Origin of the sequence: Verrucomicrobium spinosum DSM 4136 = JCM 18804 (assembly GCF_000172155.1) — a bacterium.
Lineage (GTDB): Bacteria > Verrucomicrobiota > Verrucomicrobiia > Verrucomicrobiales > Verrucomicrobiaceae > Verrucomicrobium > Verrucomicrobium spinosum.
The window spans coordinates 6,570,995-6,595,134 of the sequence record NZ_ABIZ01000001.1; the positions used below are offsets into that span (position 1 = coordinate 6,570,995).

Genomic DNA, 24,140 nt, shown 5'->3' on the forward strand with positions numbered 1-24,140 from the left:
TCGTTCCAGTCAGTCATTCTATGCATATGACGGTTCGCCATCTCCTCCTGACTGCGGCCTTTCTAGGCCTCTCCGCAGCGCTGCCCGCCGCGAAAAAACCCAACATCATCTACATCCTGGCTGACGACGTTGGCTACGGGGACTTGAGCTGCTACGGGGCCACCCGGGTCAACACCCCCAACCTGGACCGTCTGGCAGCGCAGGGCCTCCGCTTTACGGATGGCCACTCCCCCTCCGCCACCTGCACCCCCACCCGGTACGCCACGATCACCGGTCAGTATGCCTGGAGGAAAAAAGGTACCGCGATCCTTCCGGGCGATGCCGCCCTCATCTTCGAGCCAGGGAGCCTCACGCTTCCAGCTCTGATGAAGCAGGCGGGCTACACAACCGGCGTGGTGGGCAAGTGGCACCTGGGGCTCGGCACCGCAGAGCAGAAGGTGGACTGGAACACTGAGATCAAACCCGGCCCCCTTGAAATCGGGTTTGACTACTCTTTCCTCATCCCCGCCACGGGCGACCGCACCCCGTGCGTGTTCGTGGAGAATCATCGGGTGGTCGGTCTGGACCCCGCTGACCCCATCTCCGTGCGCTATGGTGAGAAGATCGGTGATGAACCGACGGGCCGGGAAAACCCCGACCTGCTCAAACTCAAGCCCAGCCATGGGCACGACATGACCATTGTCAACGGCATCAGCCGCATCGGCTACATGACCGGCGGCAAGGCAGCCCGCTGGGTGGATGAAGACATCGCCGACACTATCACGCGCAAGGCGACGGCATTTGTGGAGCAGAACAAGGAGAAGCCCTTTTTCCTCTTCTTCCCCACTCACGACATCCATGTCCCCCGCGTACCCCACCCGCGATTTGTCGGCAAGACCGAGATGGGTGCCCGCGGTGACGCCATCGTCCAGCTCGACTGGTGTGTGGGTGAGGTCCTGGCAACCCTGGAGCGACTCAAGCTCACAGAAAACACCCTGGTTATTTTCTCCAGCGACAATGGACCCGTGGTGGATGACGGCTATCAGGATGCGGCCGTGGCCAAGCTGGGCACCCACACCCCTGCCGGACCTCTGCGCGGTGGCAAGTACAGCAACTTCGAAGGCGGCACCCGTGTGCCTTTCATCGTCCGCTGGCCGGATCGCATCAAGCCGGGCACTTCAGACGCACTCGTCTGCCAGATTGACCTGATGGCCAGCTTCGCCGCACTCACTGGCCAAAGCTTGCCCGCAGAGGCGGCCCCAGACAGCCTCAATCTGCTGCCAGCACTGCTGGGTGAATCCAAGACCGGCCGGGAGTACCTGGTGGAACACGCAAGCCAGCTCTCCCTGCGTCAAGGTACTTGGAAATACATCCCCCCGGGCAAGGGCCCCAAACGGCAGCAGAACACCGGAGTCGAGTCTGGCAAAGATGAAAAGGGCCAGTTGTTCGATCTCTCCCGCGACCTCGGAGAGAAGGTGAATGTCCTGAGCGAACATTCTGACAAAGCTGCGGCGATGGCGGCCAAGCTGGAGGAAATACAGAAGTCTGGCCGCAGCAGGGACTGAGCAGCGGAAATCTTTCTTCCGCAGGGTTGCAGAACGTGATTCACTGGCGGCACGTTCTGCAACGTGATGAATTCCCCCCGGCTCCTGATCACCGCCTGCACGCTAGGGTGCCTCCTCGTGCGAGAGCCGACCTGCGCTCTGGCTCAGGGCACTCCCCCCGTTGTCGCGGAGGAGGCTTCAAGCTGGGCATGGCTGTCCCATCTTGATGGCACGATGAGGCGACTCCATGAGGACATCTCGCTCCTGGAGACACGCCTGGCCACACTGGCCCATCTGCCTGAGGAGCAAACCGGGGAACGCCTGGGCTATCACAGCCGCATTCTTCAAGGTGGAAGAGTGGGAGATCTCTGGGTGCAGGTGGACTTGGGCGCGAGCCGGGAGTTTGATACCGTCGTACTCGTACCGGTCGTGCTTCCGAGGGAATTGGGTGGCATCGCGGGTTATGGATTCCCGCGCCGCTTTCGGGTTGCCGTGGCGGAGACACCTGACATGGCAGATGAGCAGGTGCTGATTGACTCCTCGACCGATCTGCCCAACCCCGGACGGGCTCCGCTTTTGATTCACGCGAAGGATGCGAGAGGGCAACACCTGCGCGTGACGGCCACGGGCCCCACCGGCAGAGTGGGATCAGATGGCCGGATCAACTGGCCCTCCCTGGCACTGGCAGAAGTCATGGTGCTGCATGGAGACCGGAATCTGGCTGCGGGTCGCCGGGTCACGGCCCCCACTTCCCGGGAAGCAGCCCCCGTCTGGTCCCTACAGAATCTCACCGACGGCGAGAGCGTACTGGCTGCCCCGGTGGGCGCAGGCTCCAAAATGCGCAAGGGCTGGCACAGCGAAGCGTACCCAGAGGCCACCACTCCTGTCTCCATCACGCTGGATCTTGGCCAGGTGATGCCGCTGGACGATGTGCGGTTGTTCCCCATGCGATGGGAGGGCTACCCACACTGGCTGGGATTTGGCTTTCCCGTGCGCTACAAGGTGGAGTGTGCCGATGATCCTTCATTCAGCACATCCCGCACCGTGGCCGACTTTACCCGGCATGATGTCCCGAACCCCGGCATGAATGCAGTGACACTGCCGGCCGATGGTTTCCAGGCCCGCATGATCCGGATCACCGCCACCCAGCAATGGGAGCGTTTCACCGACCATGCGTTTGCCCTATCTGAAGTGCAGGTCTATTCCGCAGGTGCCAATGTAGCCCGTCAGGCAACGGTGACCACGACCAGCGTGTACCCCTCCACCCCATGGGCCAACGAAAATCTGGTCGATGGCGATGCCAGCGACAATCCGATCCTGCCCCTGCAGCAGTGGGTGCAGGAACTCCAGGAATCCTCCCGGATGGAGCACGAGTTGAAATCGCTCAAAGACCAGCAGTCCCTGCGCGAGGCCAAATGGAAGCGCGGCCTGCTGAGGGGCGGCATCGGCCTGGTGTTGCTGACCCTGGCGGTACTCAGCACCTCCCTCGTTCGCAACTCCCTGCGTCGGAGGAGGGAGTTGCGCTCCCTGCAACAACGCATCGCCCGCGACCTGCATGATGAGGTAGGCAGCAACCTCGCCGGCATTTCCCTTCTTAGCCGGGAAGCCAGCCAGACGGCGTCCCCTCCGCTGCGTCGCCAGATTCTGGAAGAGGTGTGCCGCGTGGCGGATGAGACGGCCGCCTCCATGCGGGATCTGGTGTGGATGGTCCAACCGGGCATGCCGGGGGATCTGGTGAGCGGCCTGCGGCTCACTGCCGGACGCATGCTTTCCGGCATGAGTGTACAGTTCCACCCTCCGGAGACGGCGCTGCCACCCAGGCTGGAACTGGAGTTCAAGCGCGAGCTCTTCCTCATTTTCAAAGAAACCCTGCAAAACATCGCCCGGCACAGCGGAGCCAAAAGCGTGGTGATTTCCTTTACCCGCGAAGGCCGGCTCTTGGTGGTGCGCATCAAGGATGATGGCAAAGGGCTGCCCAAGGCGGGGGAGAACCCAACCCCTGGCAATGGCCTGGAAAACATGCGACAGCGGGCGCGTTCCCTGAGGGGTGAGGTGCGGTTGATTTCTCCTGAGGACGGTGGCTGTGAAGTCCAGATCCGGGTGCCTTGGCCCGTGTAAGCCAGTGATGAAAGCGGTACCCTGCCCCCCGGACATTCGTGAGTTGCAATTCCCACCTTCCCGAACAAGCCTTCGCCCATGCCCCTGCCCCGCGTCTGGATCGTTGAAGACAATGCCGTGTACCGCGGCGCGGTGGCCCGTGCCCTGACCGCCACCGGGGAGCTCCATTGCGAAGAACAGTTTGGCACGGGCAGGGCTCTCATGCAGGCCATCCAAGAGCGACTCCCCCCTCAGATCGTCCTGCTGGATGCCGGGCTGCCCGATGGCAGCGGCATCGATCTCCTGCCTGCGATGCGTGACCGCGCCCCCGACTGCCGGGTGCTCATGCTCACCGTGTTTGAGGATGCCGCCAAGATCACCCAGGCCATTTGCAACGGAGCCCAGGGTTATCTCCTGAAAAACTCGTCGATCGAGGAAATTATCAGTGGCATCCAGCAATCTCTGAAGGGCGGGGTGCCCATGACCCCATGCATTGCCCACCAGGTGCTGGAGTTGTTTTCCCGCTTCGCCCCGCGGCATGCGGACTACGGCTTGAGCACACGGGAAAGAGAAACACTGGAACTGATGGTGCAGGGATTCATCCGCAAGGAGATCGCCGACCGGCTCAACCTCAGCCTGCACACGGTGGACACCTATCTGCGCGGCGTGTACCGCAAGCTGGAGGTGAACACCCGCACGGGGGCCGTGGCCAAGGCACTGAAGGAGGGCTTGGTTTGACCCGAGCCACCGCACCGAAGCTGGATGAGAGCACCTCGGCGGGGCTTGATCTGCTCAGGGGGCTGCTGGCCGTGCTGGTGCTGCTTTCCCACGCCTTCCGCCAGACGGTGACGCGCAGTGAGTGGGCAATGAGTGACTCTCTTCTGATGCGTGTGCTCCATGCCTCCGTGGGGCAGGGCCTGGTATGGGTCATGGGCTTCTTTGTCATCTCCGGCCTCTGCATCCAGATGAGCATCCGCCACAGTCTGGAGACGGGGACATGGAGTTTCAGCGACTACCTACGTGCCCGGTTCAGCCGTATCTACCCGTTCTTCCTGGTGGGCATCGCCGCATGCCTTCTCGCGGAATGGCTCAACCCCAGACCCGACCAGTTCAGCTGGGGTAAGGTGGCGGGATACTTCTTCATGCTCCAGGGGGTCACCGGCTACACGGAGCACTTTGCCCCCTCATGGAGCCTCACCAACGAATGCCTCTACTACCTGGCGTGGCCTCTGATCCTGACGGCGTGTCGATTTCACTCGGCGCGGGCTTGGTGGGCTGGTATTGCCATCACGTTTCTTGTCACTGGCGGTCTCGTCTTTTGGTGGCTTGCAGAAGGCAAGCCTCGTGGACCAGTGAATGAATCCTGGACCGTCACCGTCCGTTTTCTGGTCTGGCTTGTCGGCGTGGGGCTCTATGAACGCTGGACAGCAATGACAAGTTCGAGGAAATCCGGAAGCGCGGGCAACTGGCTGTTTCCGGCCGTCGTCCTGGCATTTCTTGCGCTCTACACCGCCTTCTGGTTGTACTCCCGCCGGGTCTTCCTTCTGCACGGCCTGGAACTGGTGGCGGGCATTGGGTTTGCGTTCCTGATCCTTCGCCTGCGCGATGCGACCTGGCTGAGAGAACCTCGTTGGAAAAAGCTGGCCCACACCCTCGGCATCTGGAGTTATCCCCTCTACCTCCTGCATCAGCCGGTCATCGGTCTCACTGACCTCCTCTTCAAACCCGGGGCCGTACTCGCAGGCAGCCCCGTCTTGATCTCCGGCCCTGTCTTCATCGCCACGCCTCTGATCGTGTGCTGGCTGCTTGGCGCTCCCCTGGAGCGCCGCCTTCTCTCCTGGCGGAAGTCGTGGCTGAATGCATCAACAACTCCCAAGTCACCGCTTTGAGGTGGTGACGCCAAGTCGTCCAAGGAACGGCGGTGTGTGCTTGCACAACCGCCGAGGGAAAGCGGAGCGGCTGATCGCCAAATATCCACCACCTCTTGTGGGCTTGCTGCGGCCTTCTTACATGGAAACAAGTTTCCTCCAGCAACCACCGGCGGTTGTTACAAGCACAAACCGCTGCTCCTTGGGCTCACTTGCACCCTAAAAAATGACACATGGTTCGACCACTCCGCCTCTCATCCCAGTTCCGTAAATTCTGTTAATTCTGTCTAAAACCACTCCTGCGACGCCTTACCCTCACGGAAGATACGACCTCGCCGTTTCCGCGAACCGGTCGTTCAGCCAGGGGTCTGCCGTGTTGCTATAGCCGCGTTTTTCCCAGTACCCGAGCTGCTCCGCGCTCAGGAACTCGATCTTTCTCACGAACTTGGCACTCTTCCAGGCATAGAGATGCGGGATGACAATCCGTGCTGGCGCGCCGTGTTCCAGAGTGATGGGTTTTCCCTCAAAATGCGTGGCCAGCAGGGCATCGGCATGCGTCCAGTCCTCCACCAGAGTGTTCGTGGTGTACCCGTCATAGCTGGTATAGAAGACGTACTGCGCCCCTTCATGCGGGCGGAGCCGGTCGAGGAGATCTGCCAGCAACACTCCGCTCCAGGCGCAGTCATACTTGCTCCAGGTCGTGACGCAGTGGAAGTCACTGGTACGCTGCGTGAACGGTAAGGCGCTCAACTTGCCCCGCGAGAGCGTCAGGGGCACTTCCACCTCTCCGGTGATTTCCAGCTTCCATTCCTCCAGTTTGACCTTGGGATGGATCCCCAGATCCAGCACCGGAAACCCGGCGGCCAGATGCTGGCCGGGTGGCAACCGGTCCACGGAGCGTTCCGCCAGACGGTGCGCTCCCCGCTCCTGCATCTTCCGCGCCCAGGCCTCTTTGCGTTGCGTGAAGTCAGCAGCCATGTCGGGAGGTCGGGGTGAAGGATTCATGAATTAACAGAGCCTAGTCCATGCAGCAGGGGCACTTCTGCACCCAGTGGCCGGGGGAGACCTCCTCCAGTTTGAGCTCCATGCCCACACTCTGCTCCCACTTGGGATGCTTCATGCGGTGGCCAAAGGCACAGCCCTTGGGTGGATCGATGGGGGAAGGCACGTCTCCCGAGAGAAGGCGGCGGGCGCGACGCTTCGAGGGATCCGGCACCGGGATGGCATCCAGAAGCGCCTTGGTGTAGGCGTGGCGCGGATGGTGATAGAGCTCTTCAGAGGGGGCCATCTCCACGATCTTGCCCAGATACATCACCGCGACCCGGTCGCTCATGTGCTTCACCACGGAGAGCCCATGCGCAATAAAAAGGTAGCTCAACCCCATCTCACGTTGGAGATCCAGCATCAAGTTCAGCACCTGGCTCTGCACGCTGACGTCGAGCGCCGACACCGGCTCATCACAGACAATCAGCTTGGGCTTGAGCGCGATGGCGCGGGCAATGCCGATGCGCTGACGCTGGCCGCCGGAAAACTCGAAGGGGAAACGGTCGGCAGCGGTAGAGGCCAGTCCGACCTTGTCGAGCAGTTCCCCCACCCACTGGCGGCGTTCCGCCGTCGTGCCCTGCTTTTGAATAAGGAAAGGCTCTTCAAGGATGTCGCGCACCGTCAGCCTCGGATTCAGAGACTCCGCAGGGTCCTGGAAGATCATCTGGATGTCGCGGCGGATGGGACGAAGCGCCCGCTGGCTCGCACGCGTGATGTCCTGCCCTTCAAACTGGAGCTTGCCATCGGTGGGCTGATAGAGCCGCACAATGGCCTTCCCGAGTGTCGTCTTCCCGCAACCAGATTCCCCCACCAACCCCAGAGTCTCGCCCTGAGAAACTGAGATGGAAACCCCATCCACGGCCTTGCAGGTCTTCAGAGCACGCATGAGGATTCCCCCGCGCACAGGGAAATGCATTTTCAGATTTTCGACGTTCAGCAGGCTCATGCGACGCAAACGGGGCATTGTTCCACCCAGTGCTGGGGGGAGATTTCAATGAAGGGCGGACGCTGGTTCAAGTGTTCAGGCAGATGGGGGCGTCCCGACCGCTCTGCGAATCGACAGCCTGGAAGCAAGGTCTCGATGGGAGGCACGCTGCCGGGAATCGCCTTGAGCCGCGACTTGGGAGTGGATTCAATCTTGGGGATGCTCTGTAGCAGGCCCTGTGTGTAGGCGTGTCGCGGAGAGGAAAAGAGCTCCGCCACGGGTGCTCGTTCCACCACGCGACCTGCGTACATGACCACCACCTCGTCACAGGTCTCAGCGATCACCCCCAGGTCATGGGTGATCAACAACACGCTCATGCCCATCTCCTTCTGCAGGCTGTTGATCAGATCCAGAATCTGCGCCTGCACCGTGACATCCAGGGCGGTGGTGGGTTCATCAGCGATCAGCAACTTGGGCTTGTGCACGAGGGCCATGGCGATCATCACACGCTGCCGCATGCCGCCAGAGAGCTGATGCGGATACTCCTGAAGCCGGACCTCCGGTGAAGGGATGCGAACCTTCGTCAGCAGTTCAACGGACCGTTGCAGGATCTCCCGTGAGCTGCACTTCTGATGCAGCAAGATGGCCTCGGCCAGCTGCTTGCCAACCGTCTGCACAGGATTGAGCGCCGTCATGGGTTCCTGGAAGATCATGCTGATCTCCCGTCCACGGAACTTGCGAAGCTCCTCCACGCTCAGCTCCGCGAGATTACGGCCTTCAAACGCGATGGAACCTCCCGCGATCTTGCCATGCGGCTGGGGCAGCAGACGGTTGATGGAGAACGCCGTGACGCTCTTGCCACAGCCAGACTCCCCCACCAGGCCCAGCGTTTTGCCGCGTTCGACCTCAAACCGTACCCCGTCCACGGCAGTCACCCGGCCGGCATCGGTGTCGAACACCGTGACCAGATCCTTCACTTCAAGAATGTTGTCAGCGGCACTCATTGATCTTTGTACTGGTCAAACACGCGCAGCGTTTCTCCGAAGGATTTCCCCGCACGCTTCGCCTCCAGGGTCTCCTCCTTCACATCTTCATCGATCCAATGCACATACGTGTCGAGGGGGAGTTGGCTGTTCTTGAGGTTCCCGTCCTTGGGCCAGCGCACCCATCTCCAATGGCCATAGCGATACCAGGGAGACTCCCAGCCGGGGATCGCAACAGCCTTCGCCTCCACCATTTCCTCAAGGATCCAGCAGAGCCGCTGCATCTCTTCTTCGGTCGGTGCCACACGTTGCTGGTCGATGATCGGATCCATCGACGGATCAGCCGTCATCGTCACGTTGTTGGTGTCCGGCACCACTTTCCTGGTCCCGTCCGGCTGCACTTTCCAGGCGTTGTCGGAATGATAGTACTCCCAGAAACGTGGGTAGGGCGGCTGCGCCGACCATCCCACCAGGCACATCTCGTGATTCTTCTGGTCGATCTTTTTATAGAGCTGGGTGGTATCGAGCGCCTCCACCCCCAGATCCAGCCCTGTTTTCAAGGCCTCCTGCTTCAGCCGCATGGCGATCTGCACCATGGGCCCGATGTTGGGCAGTGACAGGGTGAGACTGAGGCGCTGTCCTTTGTCGTTCACCCGAATCCCATCAGCCCCCCGTTTGGCAAAGCCTGCCTTGGTGAAATACTCCTCCGCCTTGGCGACATCAAACTCCCTGGGCTTGAGCGCCGGATTGGTATAGCGCCCGAATCCTGCAAAGGTGCTCTTCATGCGGTTGGGATCGCCGCGGAAGTCGATTTCAATCACCTTCTTGAAATTAAGCGCATGGTTGATGCCCAGGCGCACATCCAGATTGTCCAAAGGGGGCTTGCTCTGGTTCAGGTAAATACCCCGGGAAATGCGGGGATAGACGCTATAGAAGATCCCGCGCTCGATGTAGCCGTTGTAGATCTCCGGTATCTCCGCCTTGTCGTACCAGTAGCGGGGCAGTCCCATGATGTAAAAGTCGAGCTGGCCCTGGCGGAACATCTCGAACGCCTTGTCCATGTTGGCCACGACCTTGTACTCAATAAAGTCGGGATTGAACCGATAGCGGAAGTTCTTCCGGTCCTTCGCCCACCAGTTCTTCACCCGCGTGAGCGTGACGGACCGGCCTTTCTTGATGCCATCTGGCAGGATGTCATAGGCTCCGGTGGTGGGTGACTTCCTCCACTGATACCGGGCGGGATAGTCGTCGGTGAACTCCTTGTAGAAATGCCGGGGGGACGGAGGGAGATCCGCATACCAGAGCGGATCAGGCTTCAGGTTCGGGATGGTGATCGAGAAGGTATGGTCATCATACTTCGTGATCGCCTTGAACTCCTTGGCGTAAAAGTCGTTGTACCAGGGATCCTGGATGTGCGGGCTCAACATGATGAAGAACGTCATGAAGAAGTCCTCCACCTCCACGGGCACGCCATCGGAGTAAGTCGCGGTCGGGCAGAGCCGGTAGTAGATCGTCTTCTTGTCCGGGGAGATGGCCCACTCGTCAGCAAGCCCCGGTGCCCAGCCCTCGACATTCAAGTGACGCTGCACCAGCGTGATCAGAATGTTGTCGTGGTGTTCGCTGCGGAAAGACCCGTTCGCATCCGGCCCGTTGATCCGGAAAGTTGCAGGAAACGACTCTATGTAGTCGTGAAAAGTCCCTCCCTTCTTCGCGGCAGGATCGCCCATCTCCGGCAGATCGCCGCCGTTTTCCCATTTCAGATCATTCGGGAGATCCGCAGGCGTTTTCCACTGGAAGAAGTCAGGCTTGGACTTCCAGAAAGCCTTGACCTCCTCCGTGTTGTCGTACGGGGGGAAACGGTCGTCCGCATGGGCGGTGAACCCTCCCACGGCAAGGGATGCAGCCAACACGCCCCCCCACAGGGCTTTCCTCATCGCAGACATCATTGATAGGTGGTGAACTTTTTAGGATCGAATGCTTCACGCACGGCCTCACCGACAAAGGTGACCAGCACCAGCACGAAGACCAGTGCGCAGAAGGCCGAGCTCACGATCCAGGGATAGTTGAAATTCTCAGTCCCTTCCTGAAGGAGCCGCCCCCAGCTGGGCTGGTCAGGCGGCAGGCCAAATCCCAGGAAGTCGAGGCCAGCAAGTGAAATGATGATGTCCGGCACCATGAACGGCACCAGGGTGACGAAGACAGCGATGGTGTTCGGCAAGATATGTTTGAACAGAATCCTCCCAGTACCCGCCCCAAGCAGGCGTGTGGCGGCCACGTAGTCGCGCTCTCTCTCACGATAGGTGGCAGTGCGCATGTAGAGCGTGGGACTCACCCATGAGAACAGGCAGATGATCAGCACCAGAATGGAAGTTTGAGGCTGAATCACTGAACTCACGATCAGGACAATGAAGAGGAAGGGCATGGTGGACCAGATTTCAATAATCCGCTGCCCGAAGAGGTCGATCCATCCGCCAAAGAAACCCATGATCCCACCAATCACCACCCCGAGTGTCACGGTAACCACGAGGTAGAAAATCACTACATAGATCGACTGCTGCAAGCCCCCAAACAGTGAGGCGAGTACATCCCCACCGCTGGTATTGGTCCCCAGATAGTGACGATGCTGCAGCGAGGGGGCCATGGGGGGGAACAACTGGGTCTGTAAACCGGTGCCAGCCTCCAGCCCAGCCGCCTTGCCATCAGTGAAATCGCTGTATTCGACCTGCTTGCCTTGCTCAAACTTGCCTTTTTCCACTTGTTCCCCGCCGGGGTTCCAGCCACGCATGTCTCCATGTCGGAGGCCTTTGCGATAGGTCCACTCCTGACGCGGTTGGGTGGGCTTGGAGGGATACACGCTGTAGGCGCGACCATCAAACGGCTGGGCAGCTCCGCGGCGAAAGATGACACCGCCACGGTCCTCCAGTTCCTCCACCACCTCGGGCGCATCCAGATGAGCACCATACGGTACGGGCGGCATGAGCACCCAGTTGGAGCCGCCTTTTTCTTCGGCAAGCTTCTTCTTGAGCGCCCGGTATTCCGTCTCGCTATCATAGGGCAGCCCAAAAGTGCTACCAGGGATCAGAGGCGATACGAACGGGAAATAGTACTTCCCATTGTAGTGCACGACCAGTGCCCGTTTGCCTACGATCAGGTTGTCCAGACACGCGACAAACACGAGGGCCAGCAAGATCATCCACGCCACATACCCTCGACGGATCGAGCGGAACCGCTGCATCTTTTTCCTGGTCAGCGGATTAAACTGCCACTGCGGGGCATGCCTAAACAGAAAGTGGAGGCTCACCGCCGTCAATAGGGCCAGCAAGATCCATGAGACCACCCCGGCAAAGCCCACTGGGTTGGCCGTCCATGCCCCTTTGGCCCCGCAGAGCCGGGCCACGGCGAAGATCACCTCCGTCAGTTCCTCACCTGCCAGTTGCGGCAGCTTGAAAAACGGCACTCGAAGGCCTGCCCACTGAAAGGCTGCCGAGCCCAGAGCCCAGCACAGCAGGGCGGTTCCTAGTTTGCGTGGAGATAAACTCATCGGAAACGAATGCGCGGGTCCGCCAGCGCCACGAAGAAGTCAGACAGAATGTTTCCCAGCAGGGTGAGCGAGGCGGAAACCACCAACACCCCCATCACCAGCGGATAGTCCCGGTCCGTGATGGCCTGGATGCTCAACATCCCAAATCCATTGATGTCAAAGATGCGCTCAATCAGGATGGAGCCTCCCACAAACACGGTGACCACCTGCCCCAGGGTGGTGGCCAGAGGAATGAGCGAGTTTCGCAGGGCATGCCCCAACACGGCACCCCGGAAGGTCGCCCCCTTGGCAATCGCGGTTCTCACGTAATCTGCCGCGAGGTTGTCCATGAGGTTGTTTTTCACCAGCATCGTCATGAAGGCGAACCCGCCCACCATGTAGCAGATCAGCGGCAGCACGGCATGGTGAATGAGGTCCCAGGCCTTTCCAGGCACGCTCAGCTGGCTGAAGTTGTCACTGACAAATCCGCCCGTGGGGAACCAGCCCATCCTGGCTGCCAGGTAAACCACCAGGAGACTTCCCAGCACAAATCCAGGAACGGCATACCCGATGAAAATGATGACCGAAGTGGCATTGTCCAGCACCGTGCGATGTTTGATCGCCTTGATCACCCCCAGCGGAATGCAAACGGCGTAGGTCAGCATGAAAGTGACCAGTCCGTAAAAAAGCGAGACCGGCATTCGCTCTTTGATCATGTCCCACACCCGGTCGTTGTACCGCGTGGAAACTCCCAGATTCCCCTGTAGAAGACCGTTGAATTTGTTTCGGAAGACGGTCACCCGCTGCTTTTCGGCCTCAGCCTTGGTCTTCCAGCCGGACACATCAGACCCACTCAACACCCCCTTTCGGTCAACGGTCGCCTCCGTCACCTTGAAGGCATTGGTGGCGGTCCACTGGTCCCGGGGCAGCAGGGTCTTGAGGGTGATCTTGGCCTCCGCCTGCCCCTCTTCGAACTTGATGTATTGCTTCTCCACCTCCTGGGGGGTGACCCCCAGCCAGATCAGGTAGGCAGCAAAGAAAGGCTTGTCGAAACCATAGTAGGCGGCGAGCTGCTCCTTCTGCTCCTCGCTGAGGGAGCCCCCCGCGTCCTTCATGCTGCGCTCCGAGGCCAGAGCCATGGCCTGTCTCATCCGGGCTTCCAGCGGCCCTCCGGGAACAATCCGGGTGATAAAGAACACGGCGAGCGTCGCCCCGAGCAAAGTCGGGATGATGAGGAGAAGGCGGCGAATGAAATAGTCCCTCATGTTCAGTCAATCAAAACGCTTCGTACAGAACGCACGGCCGCACAAGTTTTTCATCTTCAACATCCGCCAGATCGAGGTTGAGAAATCTGTCCGGTCCGGATGTTCATCCTCGCGGGGGTGGGACGTGTTTTCCTGCATGAATCCGCCTAAAAGACTGCATTTTAACCTCCACGCTTTACTGCCCGCTCAACCCTCCTAGAATGCGCGCCCATGAAGTGGACCACCCGCCTCCTGGTACTTGCCGTGTTCGTCGGCGGGCTGGTGTGCTTTCACATCGTCCGCTCCAACAGGCCTTTAAGGGTGAATGAGGCCACCAAGGAGGACACGCTGCTGCTGGGAAACGCCACAGAGCTGAGCACCTTGGATCTTCAGGTTGCCACAGGCCAGCCCGAGCACATGGTCTTTGCAGCCCTCTTTGAAGGTCTCGTCGCCCCCGACCCAGCAAATCCCGACAAACCCGCTCCGGGTGCCGCATCCTCCTGGGAGACCAAGGACTCCATCCACTGGACCTTCCACCTCCGGCCCAATGGGAAATGGAGCGACGGAACACCCCTCACCGCCCACGACTTTGTCTGGTCCTACCAGCGCATTCTGAACCCCGCCCTCGCCGCGCAATATGCGTCGATGCTCTATCCCTTGAAGAATGCGGAGGAGTTCAACAAGGGAACTCTGAAAGACTTCTCCCAGGTGGGGATAAAAGCGATCGACAACCACACGCTGGAACTGACCCTCGTCGGTCCCATGCCCTACCTCTTGGGCATGATGAAGCACTATTCCTGGTTCCCCGTCCCCCGGCACGTGATCGAGAAGTTCGGAAGCGTAACGGACCGGGCCAATCGATGGACCAAGGCCGGCAACTTGGTAGGCAACGGCCCCTTCGCACTGACGGAATGGCGATTCACCCATTCATTGACCGTGGTTAAGAACCCCTACTATTGGGATGCAGCCGTCGTTCGGCTGAAGAAGATCGTCTTTGTCCCTATTGCCAGCGACACCACCGAAGAACGTGCGTTTCGGGACGGCCAGATTCACTCCACTTTCACGCTGCCCAACCCGCTCATCCAGGAGTATGCAAAGAACCGCAGGGACGTGCTCACCAGCGAGCCCATCCTGAGCGTTTACTTCTACCGTATCAACACCACCCGGGAGATGCTGAAAGATGTCCGGGTTCGCAAGGCCCTCAGCCTGGCCATCGATCGCGACGGCATCATCAACAACATCCTGCGCGCTGGCCAAAAGCCCTCGCTGGGCCTGACCCCGTATCCGGAAAGCCTCGACTACCCGCAGGCCCCCAAGTCGATCCGCTTTGATCCCGTCGAGGCCAAACGACTGATGGCTGAAGCAGGCTATCCCGATGGCAAGGGTTTCCCGAAGTTCGACATCCTCATCAACACTCACGAAGCCCACCGTGTGATCGCGGAAGCCGTGCAGGAGATGTGGCGCAAAAATCTGGGCATCAACGTGGGCATCTACAACCAGGACTGGGGGGTTTACCTGGAATCGCAACGCCAGATGAACTACGCCGTATGCCGTGCAGCGTGGGGTGGGGACTACCCGGATCCGCTGACCTTCCTCTCGATGTGGAAGACTGGCGACGGCAACAACGAGACTGGCTGGAGCAACGCCAAGTTTGATGATCTCATCAACCAGTCCAACCAGGAGGCCGACGCCACCAAACGCCTGAATTTGCTGGGGCAGGCGGAAACCATCCTGCTGGATGAGATGCCCATCATCCCCTTCTACTGGTATGTGCAGGTGTACGCCTCGCGACCAGAGCTCAAAGGCCGTATGCCAAGTGTCCTACAGCACCGCGCCTACAAGGGCTGGTACCTTGACCACTCCGTCCTCAAACAGCCAGCGACTGTTGCCGCCCCTGCCCCCTGACATCGCATGATCCGGTTCCTTCTCAGCCGCTTTCTGCAAGGCATCGTCGTTATCCTGGCGGTCTTCGTCATCACCTTTGTCCTGCAGAAGCTTTCGCCGACCAGTCCCTTTAACGGGGAGCGCAATGTGCCGGAAGAAGTGCGCAAGACTCTGGAGTCCTACTATGGCTACGACAAACCCTGGCTGGTCCAGATGTGGCTGCATATTAAGGCCTTCGCCACTTTCAACCCACCCGACTGCGTCAAGTCACCCGGCCGCGGCGTTGGCGAGGTGATTTCACAGGCCTTTCCTGTGTCCGTCGCATTGGCGGTTCCTGCACTGCTAATCGCCTTGGCCATAGGCATTCCACTGGGCGCGATTGCCGCTTTGCGTCCCAACACATTTGACGACCACTGGGCAACGGCAACGGCAACCTTGGGCATCTGCATCCCCAGCTTTGTCCTTGGCCCCCTGATTGCGATGATCTTCGGGCTCTATCTGCGCTGGTTCAATGTGGCTGGCTGGCACGATTCAGCAGACTGGGTCTTGCCCTCGCTCACCTTGGGGCTCATCTACAGCGGCTATGTGGCGCGGCTCACCCGCGGCGGACTTCGCGAAACGCTTGCTCAAGACTTCATCCGTACGGCCCGCGCGAAGGGGGCAAGTGAACCCGTGGTGGTCATACGCCACGCCTTGAAGCTGGCCTGCCTGCCGTTGCTGAATTTCCTCGGTCCCACGGCCGCAGGGCTGCTCACGGGCTCCATGGTTACGGAGACTGTCTTTCAGATCCCCGGCCTCGGCCAGCACTTCATCAGTTCAGCAATCAACCGGGACGATACGCTGGCTGTCGGGATTACCCTCCTCTTCGCTGTGCTCATCCTCGTCTTCAACATGCTGGTGGACATCATCCAGGCAGCGCTCAACCCGCGAATCGGACTGAAGTCATGACCCTGGCTCCTCCCGCGCCTCCCAAGGCCCTCATCGAATCTCCCTGGCGCACAGCAAGGCGGCGGTTGTTCAGCAATGCGCGCTCTGTGACCGGCCTCGCTTTTCTCACTCTGCTCTTTGCCTTCTGCATCATCGGTCCGGCCCTTTCTCCCTACAAACAGACCGAGCAGAATCTGGACAACAAGACGGCCGCTCCCAACGCCAGTCACTGGATGGGCACCGATCCCTTGGGCCGGGACGTGATGACCCGCACCATGTATGGAGGTCGCGTCACGCTGCTGGTAGGGTTTGTGGCGACGGGCGTCGCCGTGGCCATTGGCGTCCTCTATGGCATGGTATCAGGCCTGGTGGGGGGGCGCACAGACTCCGCGATGATGCGGGTGGTGGACATTCTTTATGCCTTCCCCTTCCTGAACTTTGTGATCATTCTCACCGCGGTTCTGGGAACTCACCCTTTCCTGGTGGGAGCTGAGGCCTGGGTCCTGGACAAGCTCTCCGTGATCCCTGCGCTGAAGGGAGCCGCTACGGATCTCGGCTTCAATGCCAGTTTCCTTCTGCTCTTCGCGGCCATTGGTGCGGTGGAGTGGCTGACCATGGCTCGTGTGGTCAGAGCCCAGGTGCTTTCACTCAAAAACCAGGAGTTCATCACTGCTGCCCGAAGCTACGGCGCTGGCACTGGCCGCATCCTTCTGCGGCATTTGCTTCCGAACGTCATCGGACCAGTGATCGTGTACGCCAGCCTCACCGTGCCCGGAGTGATGCTGCTGGAGGCCACGCTCAGTTTCCTCGGTCTCGGCATTCAGCCGCCCGCTTCGTCGTGGGGCGTGCTCATCAATGACGGTGCGCAGCGCATGGACACCGCCCCCTGGTTGTTGCTCTTCCCTGGCGTATTTTTCTCCCTGACTCTGCTCTCGCTGAACTTCGTGGGCGATGGATTGCGCGACGCCCTGGATCCCCGGAGCATCCGCTAGTCTAAATCCGCCAGCGCTCGCCGCGCACTTCATTGAGCTCTACCCGGGCCCCGCCACGACGTTTGCTCTCGTCTGCGGCTGCCATGAAAGCGTAGATCTCCAGGGTCTCAGCTTCAGACACCGGAGCCACACCCGAGCCAAAGAAGGCAATGATCTGTCTCAGCAGCGGCGTGTAGTCCCCGGCATCCTGTTGCTCCACCACCGCCGCGTCGCCGAACTTGATCACTTTGTACTCTGCGGGCCAGCGATGGAGCGCATGCAGAGTGCCCACCTTTTCATCCTTCCACAACCCGGTCACCACGGACAGATGAGGCGTGGTGGTGCGTTGCACACTCTGACAACCAGTGCCCAGCACCGTGAACAACGCCTCGGTGGGATGGATGCCGTAAAAGAACAGGTCCGGATGGGTGGGCTCGATCGGGGCCGGCCCATAAGAGACCGCTCCCCGGACAACTCCTGCATCGGCTGCGACCAGAGATTGGATGCCAGGATACCAACGCAAGGCGGAGCAGCTGAAGAGCGGGGTGCCCGTTTCCGCAGCCAGTTCATAAATGCGCTCCGCCTCCGTCAAACTGCCCGCCACAGGCTTGTCCAGGAACACCGGCAATCCCGCCCGCAATACGGGTGCCACCTGCTCGGGGTGGGCCCGGCCATCCAGGCTGCACAGCAGGACCGCGTCACATCGTTCCAGCAGGGCTTCGCTGCTCCCGACCATCTCCACACCATGGCGGGTCTTTAATTCCTCCACGAACCCGGCCGCCCGGGTCTGGCTCCAGGGCATGTCCGGGCTCACCGTGGGATGGGCGGCCACCACCCGGGCCCCGGCCACATGGCCGGGGTGCCCCGCATCATTCAGGCGGGCAGTGAACTCGATCGCGTGCGACGTATCGCAGCCGATGATGCCGATGCGAAGTTCGCGGGGATCACTCATTGTGGATGTCCAGATCGTCCAGGCTGAAGGAGGTGGCCACATTGGCGTCGCTCACGAACACCATGCTCTCGAGCTGTTGGAGGTCCGGGTTCTTGAATGCCAGCTCCTTAAACTCTTTACGGGTCCCATCCGGCAAGGTCACGGTCAGATCCCATTTCGCCGTACTGGACTCGCCCAGGGCGGCACGGATCTCAATCCCCATCCATTGGGCGGGTTCAAGCTTTAACAGCTCCTTGCCAGCCACCTTGAGCGAGCCTTTGCGAATCTCGAGGCTCGGACCTGCCCGATAGGGGGCATTCTTGTCCCTCCACTCATGGGTGAACTCAGCCTCCGGCTCCAGCCAGAGATTGAACCCGACCGTGGTGGTGCCCGTTTTGTGATTCAGATCAAAGGAGAGATGCGGCTGGTAACGCTGGGTGAGCCCGGGGGCATCCTGAAACTTCAGGCTGCGCTTGCCGCTCTTTGCGTGATCTTCGCTGACCAGGATGGTGCCCCCCTTCTCATCCGTGCTGACGCGGCCATTCCACATGGTCTTGCCCACCGGAGTGCTCTCAAAGTCATCGTGCAGGGTGAACTTGGGCAGCTCTTCGCGCTCCAGTTCCAGAGGCTTCAGACTGGCGGCGAGTTGTTTCCAGGCATCGTCACCCGTGACGCCAGCCTGGCTGTAGTCAAAGGGCTTGAAGCCCATGGTCAGCGCAGGTGACTCCGGCTTCAGATGGAAGTCGCTCTTCGCCACATCCACAAAGACCGGGTCAGCGATCTTTGACCCCCGGTCATAGCCCTGCTTCTGCCACGCGGCGAAGTCCCCACCCCCGAAGTCGATCGGGCGCTTGGAGGCGTCCCAATACAGGTTCTGTTCCATGCGCACCTTCGGGCTCTTCCACTGGCCGTAGAGGAGAAGGCCGCTGTCGAAGTACACGATGTTGTTCTGGTAGCTGAAGGAGAGATGCTCCTCCGTCCGGGACCGCTGAATCTGAGCCTCCTCGCCAAAGGCGAAGATGTTGTTCCGGATGATGTTGTCCTTCCCGTAGTGCTGGTGGAAGCCCGCGTGGCGGGTGTGATGCACGAGGTTGTTCTCCATGAGCACCCCGGAGCTCCCCTCGTCAGTGTACAGCCCCCAGCCGCCGTAGCGATAGCCGTTCACATGATGGGCGTGGTTGTTGGACACGGTGGTGCCGGAGGCAGGTCCGAGGAGGTACACCGCGCCCATATCGCTCAACACCCCATAGCCCAGGTGGTGAATGTGGTTGAACTCAATCTTGTTGTGGTGGGCCACGCTCTCCGCATAGCCCCATACCCAGCCAGCTGAAACGCCGCTGTAGAAGAAGTCGCCAATGTCGTTGTGGGTGATGGTGTTCTCGCCGCTGTGCGTGATGAAGACCCCCACGCTGCCCATGAAATAACGCCCCCCGGTGTGGATGATGTTGTTGTGCACCGTGATGTGGTGGGTGCGTCCCCGAGGATCCGGGTCCAGCGGCACATCGCCAATCCGCACGCCTCCCGCCCCCATATCGTGCAGATAGGAGCGGGTGATGGCGCTTTCAGTGCACCCCTTGCGAAACCAGATCGCGTAGATCCCGGTGTGGGCGATTTCGCATGATTCAAACGTGACGTTCTTCACGCCGTCCAGCATCACTGCCCCTGGAATCTTGGAATCCGCCTGGGAGTCAATGTGCCCATCCTTACCCAGCTCGAAGCGGCTGTGCTTGAACGCCAGGCCTTTGAAATGCAAGTGCTGGACAAACTCGCCTTTTTCTGGCGCTCCCTGAATCTGGATCAACTGGTCGGCCACCGGAGCCACGGCATCCACTTTGCCCAGTTCCTCGCCTGGCAACGGCTTGTAGAAGAGCTTCCCTGACCGGTCCAGAAACCACTCCCCGGGAGCGTCCAGCGCCGATTTCATGTTCTCCAGGAAATAACGCTGCCGGGTCTCATAGACCAGGAAGGGCCAGCGCGAGCCGGCGGTGAACTGGACATAACCTGCCTCAGGTTTCAGGAAAGCCACCCGGTGGCGGGCGATCTGCCAGGTCTGGAACACCACCACTTCGGCGTCCTTGAGCTCATGCTGCCCCAGCTTGCCCAACGGAGCGAGGTCATCCACCTCCGCATAGAAGGCAGTGAACTCCGGCTTGCCCATGGGTGGTGCCCCTTCTGGAGCCTCCAGTGCGGGACGCGTGGCGTGGAAGTAGCGGGTGTTGGGAGTCCTGGCCCGGGTGGCACGCCGGCCATTGATCCAGAGGTCCTGGAAGTACCACTTCCCTTCTTTCACCTCTGGGATCTCGGCCACCCAGATGCCATTGCCCGCATCCTGCCACCCAGTGATGCCCCTCCCCCCGCTGATGACCGCTTTGCCGCCGCCCTCATAAGTGACTGGTGATTCGGCAGTGCCACCGTCCTCAGGACCGAAGGTCACCGGGTGGGTAATGGGATACGTGCCGGGCGCTAATCGCACGGTGACCGGCTCCGCTTTTCCCTTGCCCTCACCCACCCGCCAGCTCCGCACCGCATCCCGAGCCTGCTCCAGCGTCTTCACCGGTCCAGCCGGACTGACCTGAACCTCCAGCGCGAGGAGGGAGGAAACACTGGCACTGAGGGCACAAAGCGCGACGAACGATCTCATGTCTCCACCATGAGTCAGGGTCGGGCGGTGCACAACCGCCGAAGCAGGGTGGGCAAATCAGGGCGATCCAACCGCGGTTCGACTTCCCCCCCCTTTTTATGCACCCTGCGACCGTGTCGTATCTGCAGACGAACACCCCTCGCAGCGGAACCGTATAGAAGGATGGCAGGCACAGCACTTCACAGAATCGTCACCACATGCCCCTTCTGCCTCCAGCCATCCCGTCAATGGTCTGCGTGCGATTCTGGCACACCGTCGCTCGCTGCTCCTCTGCCCTCTGCTTCTATGGATTCGCCCAATATCCTCGTCATCAACTGCGGCAGTTCTTCGCTCAAGTTCGCCGTGATCTGGCCTGTCTCCGGCAAAGTGTTGAGCCAGGGTCTGGCAGAGAGACTGGGCTCCCAGGAGGCACGGCTGATCTGGACGGCAACGGATGGCGAGAAGCACACCAAGCTCCTGCCCAAGGCCGACCATGAAGAAGCACTCGACTTCATCTTGTCAGGGCTGAGGGGCCTTGCGCTGGGGGCGGTAGGACATCGCGTCGTGCATGGAGGGGAACAGTTCTCCGACAGTGTCCGGCTCAATACAGACACCCTCGTCGGCATCGAGGCCTGCAATGAATTGGCGCCTCTGCACAATCCGGCCAACGTCACCGGTATTCGCGCGGCGATGGAGCGTTTCCCTGAGCTGCCCCACATCGCCGTCTTCGACACCTCTTTCCACCAGACGATGCCGACGCATGCCTACCTCTATGCGGTGCCGTACGAATTGTACGAGAAGCACCGGATCCGGCGCTACGGTTTCCATGGCACGAGTCACCGCTATGTCGCGGGTGAGGCCTCCACCCGCCTGGGCCGGCTGCCGACGGAGCTTCAGCTCATCACCGCCCATCTGGGAAATGGTTGCAGCGCCTGTGCGGTGAAGCATGGTCGCAGCGTGGATACCACCATGGGCTTCACGCCCCTGGAAGGACTGGTCATGGGCACCCGCAGCGGGGATGTGGACCCCAATCTCCACCAGTACCTGGCCGAACACACCGGACGCACGTTGCAGGAAATTACGGACCTCTTGAATCGTGAAAGCGGTCTGCTGGGTCTGTCGGGATTGAGCAATGACATGCGCACCCTGGTGGCCGCCAGCGAACAGGGCGACACCCACGCCCACCTGGCAATCGAAGTGTTTTGCTACCGGCTAGCCAAGGGCATCCTGGGCCTTTGTGCTTCGCTTGATCACGTCAACACCCTGGTCTTCACAGGCGGGATTGGCGAGAATTCCGCACCCGTGCGCGCCCGTACACTGGCGCATCTGGGCCTCCTGAAGGCGCGGATTGACCATGATCTCAATGCTCAACACGGCTCTGCGGTCGCCGGACGCATCACCACCACGGACTCAGGACTCCTGGCCATGGTGGTGCCGACGAATGAAGAACTCGTGATTGCCCGCGAAGCGGACCGGCTTCGTCTGGTAGAAACTTGATCCCCCTCCAACTGCATGCCCCACACTCTCTACCTTGCCCCCAGCGGCAGCAGCGCCGGCCTCACGACCATCGCCCTCGGCCTGGTTCGCTCCCTTGACATTCACGGCGTGAAGGTGGCGTTCTGCAAACCCATTGGCCAGTCCACCAGCCAGGACAAGGGGCCGGAGCGCTCCACACACTTCGTGCGGGAGGCAACTCACCTGCTGCCATCGACTCCCATTCCGCTGGACCAGGCAGAGAGGTTGATCACGACCGGTCGAATGGATGAACTGCTCGAGCGGGTGATCGAAAACTATCACGCCTCTGCGGCGGATGCGGATGTGGTGATCGTCGAAGGTCTGGTCCACACCGCCGAGACGCCTCAGGCCGATGAACTCAATCTTCAACTGGTCAAGACCTTGAGCGCTGAAGTCATCCTGGTGGGCTCCCTCGGATACGTACCGTTGGATGAGTTCGAATCGCGCATGGAGTACACCTCCAGGAAGTTTGGCGACTCCGTCGTGGGCTGCATCATCAATCGCGTTCCAGACGCCGTTGACCAGTCGCTCAAGGAACTGGGGATGAGCTTCGCCTTGCGCAGCCGCTTGTTCCATAGCAGCGGATTCCACCTCATCGGCGCGGTGCCGGAGAAGGCAGAACTTGCCTCTTGTCGGGCCGTGGATATGGCCCGCTATCTGAACGCCACCGTTCTGCATGAGGGGGAATTGAAAACGCGGCGGGTGCGCCGTTTCACCATGCTGGCGCGGACGGTGCCCAACATGCTGGACACCTTTTTGCCGGGCTCCGTGCTGATCACGCCTTCGGACCGCAGTGACGTCATCGTCGCCACCTGCATGGCCACGCTCAACGACATTCCCATCGCCGCCCTGCTGCTGACCGGTGACATGGAGGTGCCTCCGGCCATCTTTGACCTCTGCCGGGCCGGGCTTGCCACCGGTCTGCCCATTCTCCAGGTGCCCACGAACAGCTGGCACACTGCCACCGCACTCACCCGCATGAGCGCTGAGGTACCAGTGGATGACATCGAGAGGGTGCAGCAGAGCATGGACTACGTGGCGAGCTACATTGACAGTGAATGGATCGCCTCTCATGCCGCCATTCCGGTGGAGGCTCGCATGTCGCCGGCCGCATTCTGTTTCCGTCTCACGGAGCGAGCCCGCCAGACATCCCGCCGCATCATCCTTCCAGAAGGCAATGAGCCCCGCACCATCCGCGCAGCGGTCATCTGCGCCCAGCGTGGCATTGCCCGCTGTGTCCTCATTGGTTCCCCCGAGGAGATCCGCCGTGTCGCCCGGGGCCAGGAGGTCGAACTTCCCCCACAGGTGGAGATCCTCGATCCCGTGCCGCTGCGGCAAAACTACATCGCTCCCCTGGTGGAGATGCGCAAAGCAAAAGGGTTGACTCCTGAAGCTGCCGCGGAGCTGCTGGAGGACAACGTGTGGCTGGGCACAGTCATGCTTGCCCTGGGCCAGGTGGACGGTCTTGTGTCTGGAGCAGTTCATTCCACGGCCAACACCATCCGCCCGGCGCTCCAGATCATCAAGACCCGCCCTGGAGCAAAGGTCGTTTCCTCGATCTTCTTCATGTGTCTTCCCGATCAGGTGCTGGTCTATGGCGACTGCGCGGTTAACCCGGACCCGGATGCGGAGACTCTGGCGGACATCGCCATTCAGAGCGCCGATTCCGCGGCGACCTTCGGCCTTCCGGTTCGCGTGGCCATGATCAGCTACTCCACGGGAGAGTCCGGCAGCGGAGTGGACGTTGAAAAGGTCCGCGAGGCCACGCAGATCGCGCGGAGCAAGCGCCCTGACTTGATGCTGGACGGCCCGCTCCAGTATGACGCTGCCGCCGTGGCTGAAGTGGCGGCCTCGAAGGCACCAGACAGCCCGGTCGCTGGCAAGGCGACCGTCTTCATCTTCCCGGACCTCAACACGGGGAACACCACCTACAAGGCCGTGCAGCGCAGTGCCAGTGTCGTGAGCATCGGCCCCATGCTGCAAGGGATGCGCCGGCCGGTCAACGACCTCTCCCGGGGAGCCCTGGTGGAGGACATCGTGTACACCATTGCCCTCACCTCCATCCAGGCAGGTCAGATCTGAGAAGCC

17 protein-coding genes are annotated in these 24,140 nt (G+C 60.7%); 9 read left to right on the forward strand and 8 right to left on the reverse strand.

The window, feature by feature from the left end; all coding sequences use genetic code 11:
- Positions 1–26 precede the first annotated feature (26 nt).
- The 4 genes from VSP_RS26785 to VSP_RS26800 all read left to right on the forward strand — a co-directional run bounded on the left by VSP_RS26785 (position 27) and on the right by VSP_RS26800 (position 5,509).
- On the forward strand, positions 27–1,544 hold the full coding sequence (locus VSP_RS26785; protein ID WP_009964613.1) for a sulfatase family protein: 1,518 nt from the start codon (positions 27–29) through the stop codon (positions 1,542–1,544).
- A 213-nt stretch (positions 1,545–1,757) separates the two neighbouring features.
- Positions 1,758–3,641, forward strand: coding sequence for a sensor histidine kinase (locus VSP_RS26790; RefSeq protein WP_198141236.1), 1,884 nt, complete (start codon positions 1,758–1,760; stop codon positions 3,639–3,641).
- 78 nt (positions 3,642–3,719) lie between these two features.
- The gene (locus VSP_RS26795; protein WP_009964616.1) at positions 3,720–4,358 is read left to right on the forward strand and encodes a response regulator transcription factor; all 639 of its coding nucleotides are present in this window, start codon (positions 3,720–3,722) and stop codon (positions 4,356–4,358) included.
- Positions 4,355–5,509 (forward strand): acyltransferase family protein, encoded by a 1,155-nt coding sequence (locus VSP_RS26800; RefSeq protein WP_009964617.1) that lies wholly within the window; start codon positions 4,355–4,357, stop codon positions 5,507–5,509. Before VSP_RS26795 ends, VSP_RS26800 begins: the two co-directional genes overlap by 4 nt.
- Before the next feature lie 294 nt (positions 5,510–5,803).
- Here the strand turns inward: VSP_RS26800 and VSP_RS26805 are convergent, their stop codons facing one another.
- From VSP_RS26805 to VSP_RS26830, 6 genes are read right to left on the reverse strand one after another with little or no spacing between them, the layout of a single operon-like run.
- Positions 5,804–6,493: a molybdopterin-dependent oxidoreductase gene (locus VSP_RS26805; protein WP_044133672.1), complete on the reverse strand. Its 690-nt coding sequence runs from the start codon at positions 6,491–6,493 to the stop codon at positions 5,804–5,806.
- A gap of 13 nt (positions 6,494–6,506) precedes the next feature.
- Positions 6,507–7,478, reverse strand: a complete 972-nt coding sequence (locus VSP_RS26810) for an ABC transporter ATP-binding protein (protein WP_009964619.1) — start codon at positions 7,476–7,478, stop codon at positions 6,507–6,509.
- Entirely contained in the window at positions 7,475–8,461 is a 987-nt protein-coding gene (locus tag VSP_RS26815; protein ID WP_009964620.1) for an ABC transporter ATP-binding protein, read from the reverse strand. The genes VSP_RS26810 and VSP_RS26815 overlap by 4 nt, the downstream gene beginning before the upstream one ends.
- Positions 8,458–10,374, reverse strand: coding sequence for an extracellular solute-binding protein (locus tag VSP_RS26820; RefSeq protein ID WP_198141237.1), 1,917 nt, complete (start codon positions 10,372–10,374; stop codon positions 8,458–8,460). Before VSP_RS26820 ends, VSP_RS26815 begins: the two co-directional genes overlap by 4 nt.
- An 8-nt stretch (positions 10,375–10,382) precedes the next feature.
- Positions 10,383–11,981: an ABC transporter permease subunit gene (locus VSP_RS40110; RefSeq protein WP_081452746.1), complete on the reverse strand. Its 1,599-nt coding sequence runs from the start codon at positions 11,979–11,981 to the stop codon at positions 10,383–10,385.
- Positions 11,978–13,225 carry an ABC transporter permease gene (locus VSP_RS26830; RefSeq protein ID WP_009964626.1) on the reverse strand — a complete coding sequence of 416 codons (1,248 nt, stop codon included), beginning with the start codon at positions 13,223–13,225 and terminating at the stop codon, positions 11,978–11,980. Before VSP_RS26830 ends, VSP_RS40110 begins: the two co-directional genes overlap by 4 nt.
- Before the next feature lie 210 nt (positions 13,226–13,435).
- On the opposite strand from VSP_RS26830, the gene VSP_RS37605 reads away from it, so the two are divergent.
- From VSP_RS37605 to VSP_RS26845, 3 genes are read left to right on the forward strand one after another with little or no spacing between them, the layout of a single operon-like run.
- The gene (locus tag VSP_RS37605) at positions 13,436–15,109 is read left to right on the forward strand and encodes a peptide ABC transporter substrate-binding protein (protein WP_009964627.1); all 1,674 of its coding nucleotides are present in this window, start codon (positions 13,436–13,438) and stop codon (positions 15,107–15,109) included.
- 6 nt (positions 15,110–15,115) lie between these two features.
- A complete protein-coding gene (locus VSP_RS26840) occupies positions 15,116–16,036 on the forward strand; it encodes an ABC transporter permease (RefSeq protein WP_009964628.1) in 921 nt (306 codons plus the stop codon).
- Positions 16,033–17,007, forward strand: a complete 975-nt coding sequence (locus tag VSP_RS26845) for an ABC transporter permease (RefSeq protein WP_009964629.1) — start codon at positions 16,033–16,035, stop codon at positions 17,005–17,007. Before VSP_RS26840 ends, VSP_RS26845 begins: the two co-directional genes overlap by 4 nt.
- Position 17,008: 1 nt before the next feature.
- On the opposite strand, the gene VSP_RS37610 is transcribed toward VSP_RS26845, so the two are convergent.
- On the reverse strand, positions 17,009–17,938 hold the full coding sequence (locus VSP_RS37610) for a Gfo/Idh/MocA family protein (protein WP_009964630.1): 930 nt from the start codon (positions 17,936–17,938) through the stop codon (positions 17,009–17,011).
- Positions 17,931–20,558: a right-handed parallel beta-helix repeat-containing protein gene (locus tag VSP_RS37615; protein WP_009964632.1), complete on the reverse strand. Its 2,628-nt coding sequence runs from the start codon at positions 20,556–20,558 to the stop codon at positions 17,931–17,933. The genes VSP_RS37610 and VSP_RS37615 overlap by 8 nt, the downstream gene beginning before the upstream one ends.
- 285 nt (positions 20,559–20,843) lie before the next feature.
- Between VSP_RS37615 and VSP_RS26860 the strand changes: the two genes are divergently transcribed.
- Together VSP_RS26860 and pta are read left to right on the forward strand one after the other, a co-directional pair.
- Positions 20,844–22,034, forward strand: a complete 1,191-nt coding sequence (locus VSP_RS26860; RefSeq protein WP_009964633.1) for an acetate kinase — start codon at positions 20,844–20,846, stop codon at positions 22,032–22,034.
- Between the two features lie 15 nt (positions 22,035–22,049).
- Positions 22,050–24,134, forward strand: coding sequence for a phosphate acetyltransferase (pta, locus tag VSP_RS26865; RefSeq protein ID WP_009964634.1), 2,085 nt, complete (start codon positions 22,050–22,052; stop codon positions 24,132–24,134).
- Positions 24,135–24,140: the final 6 nt, after the last annotated feature.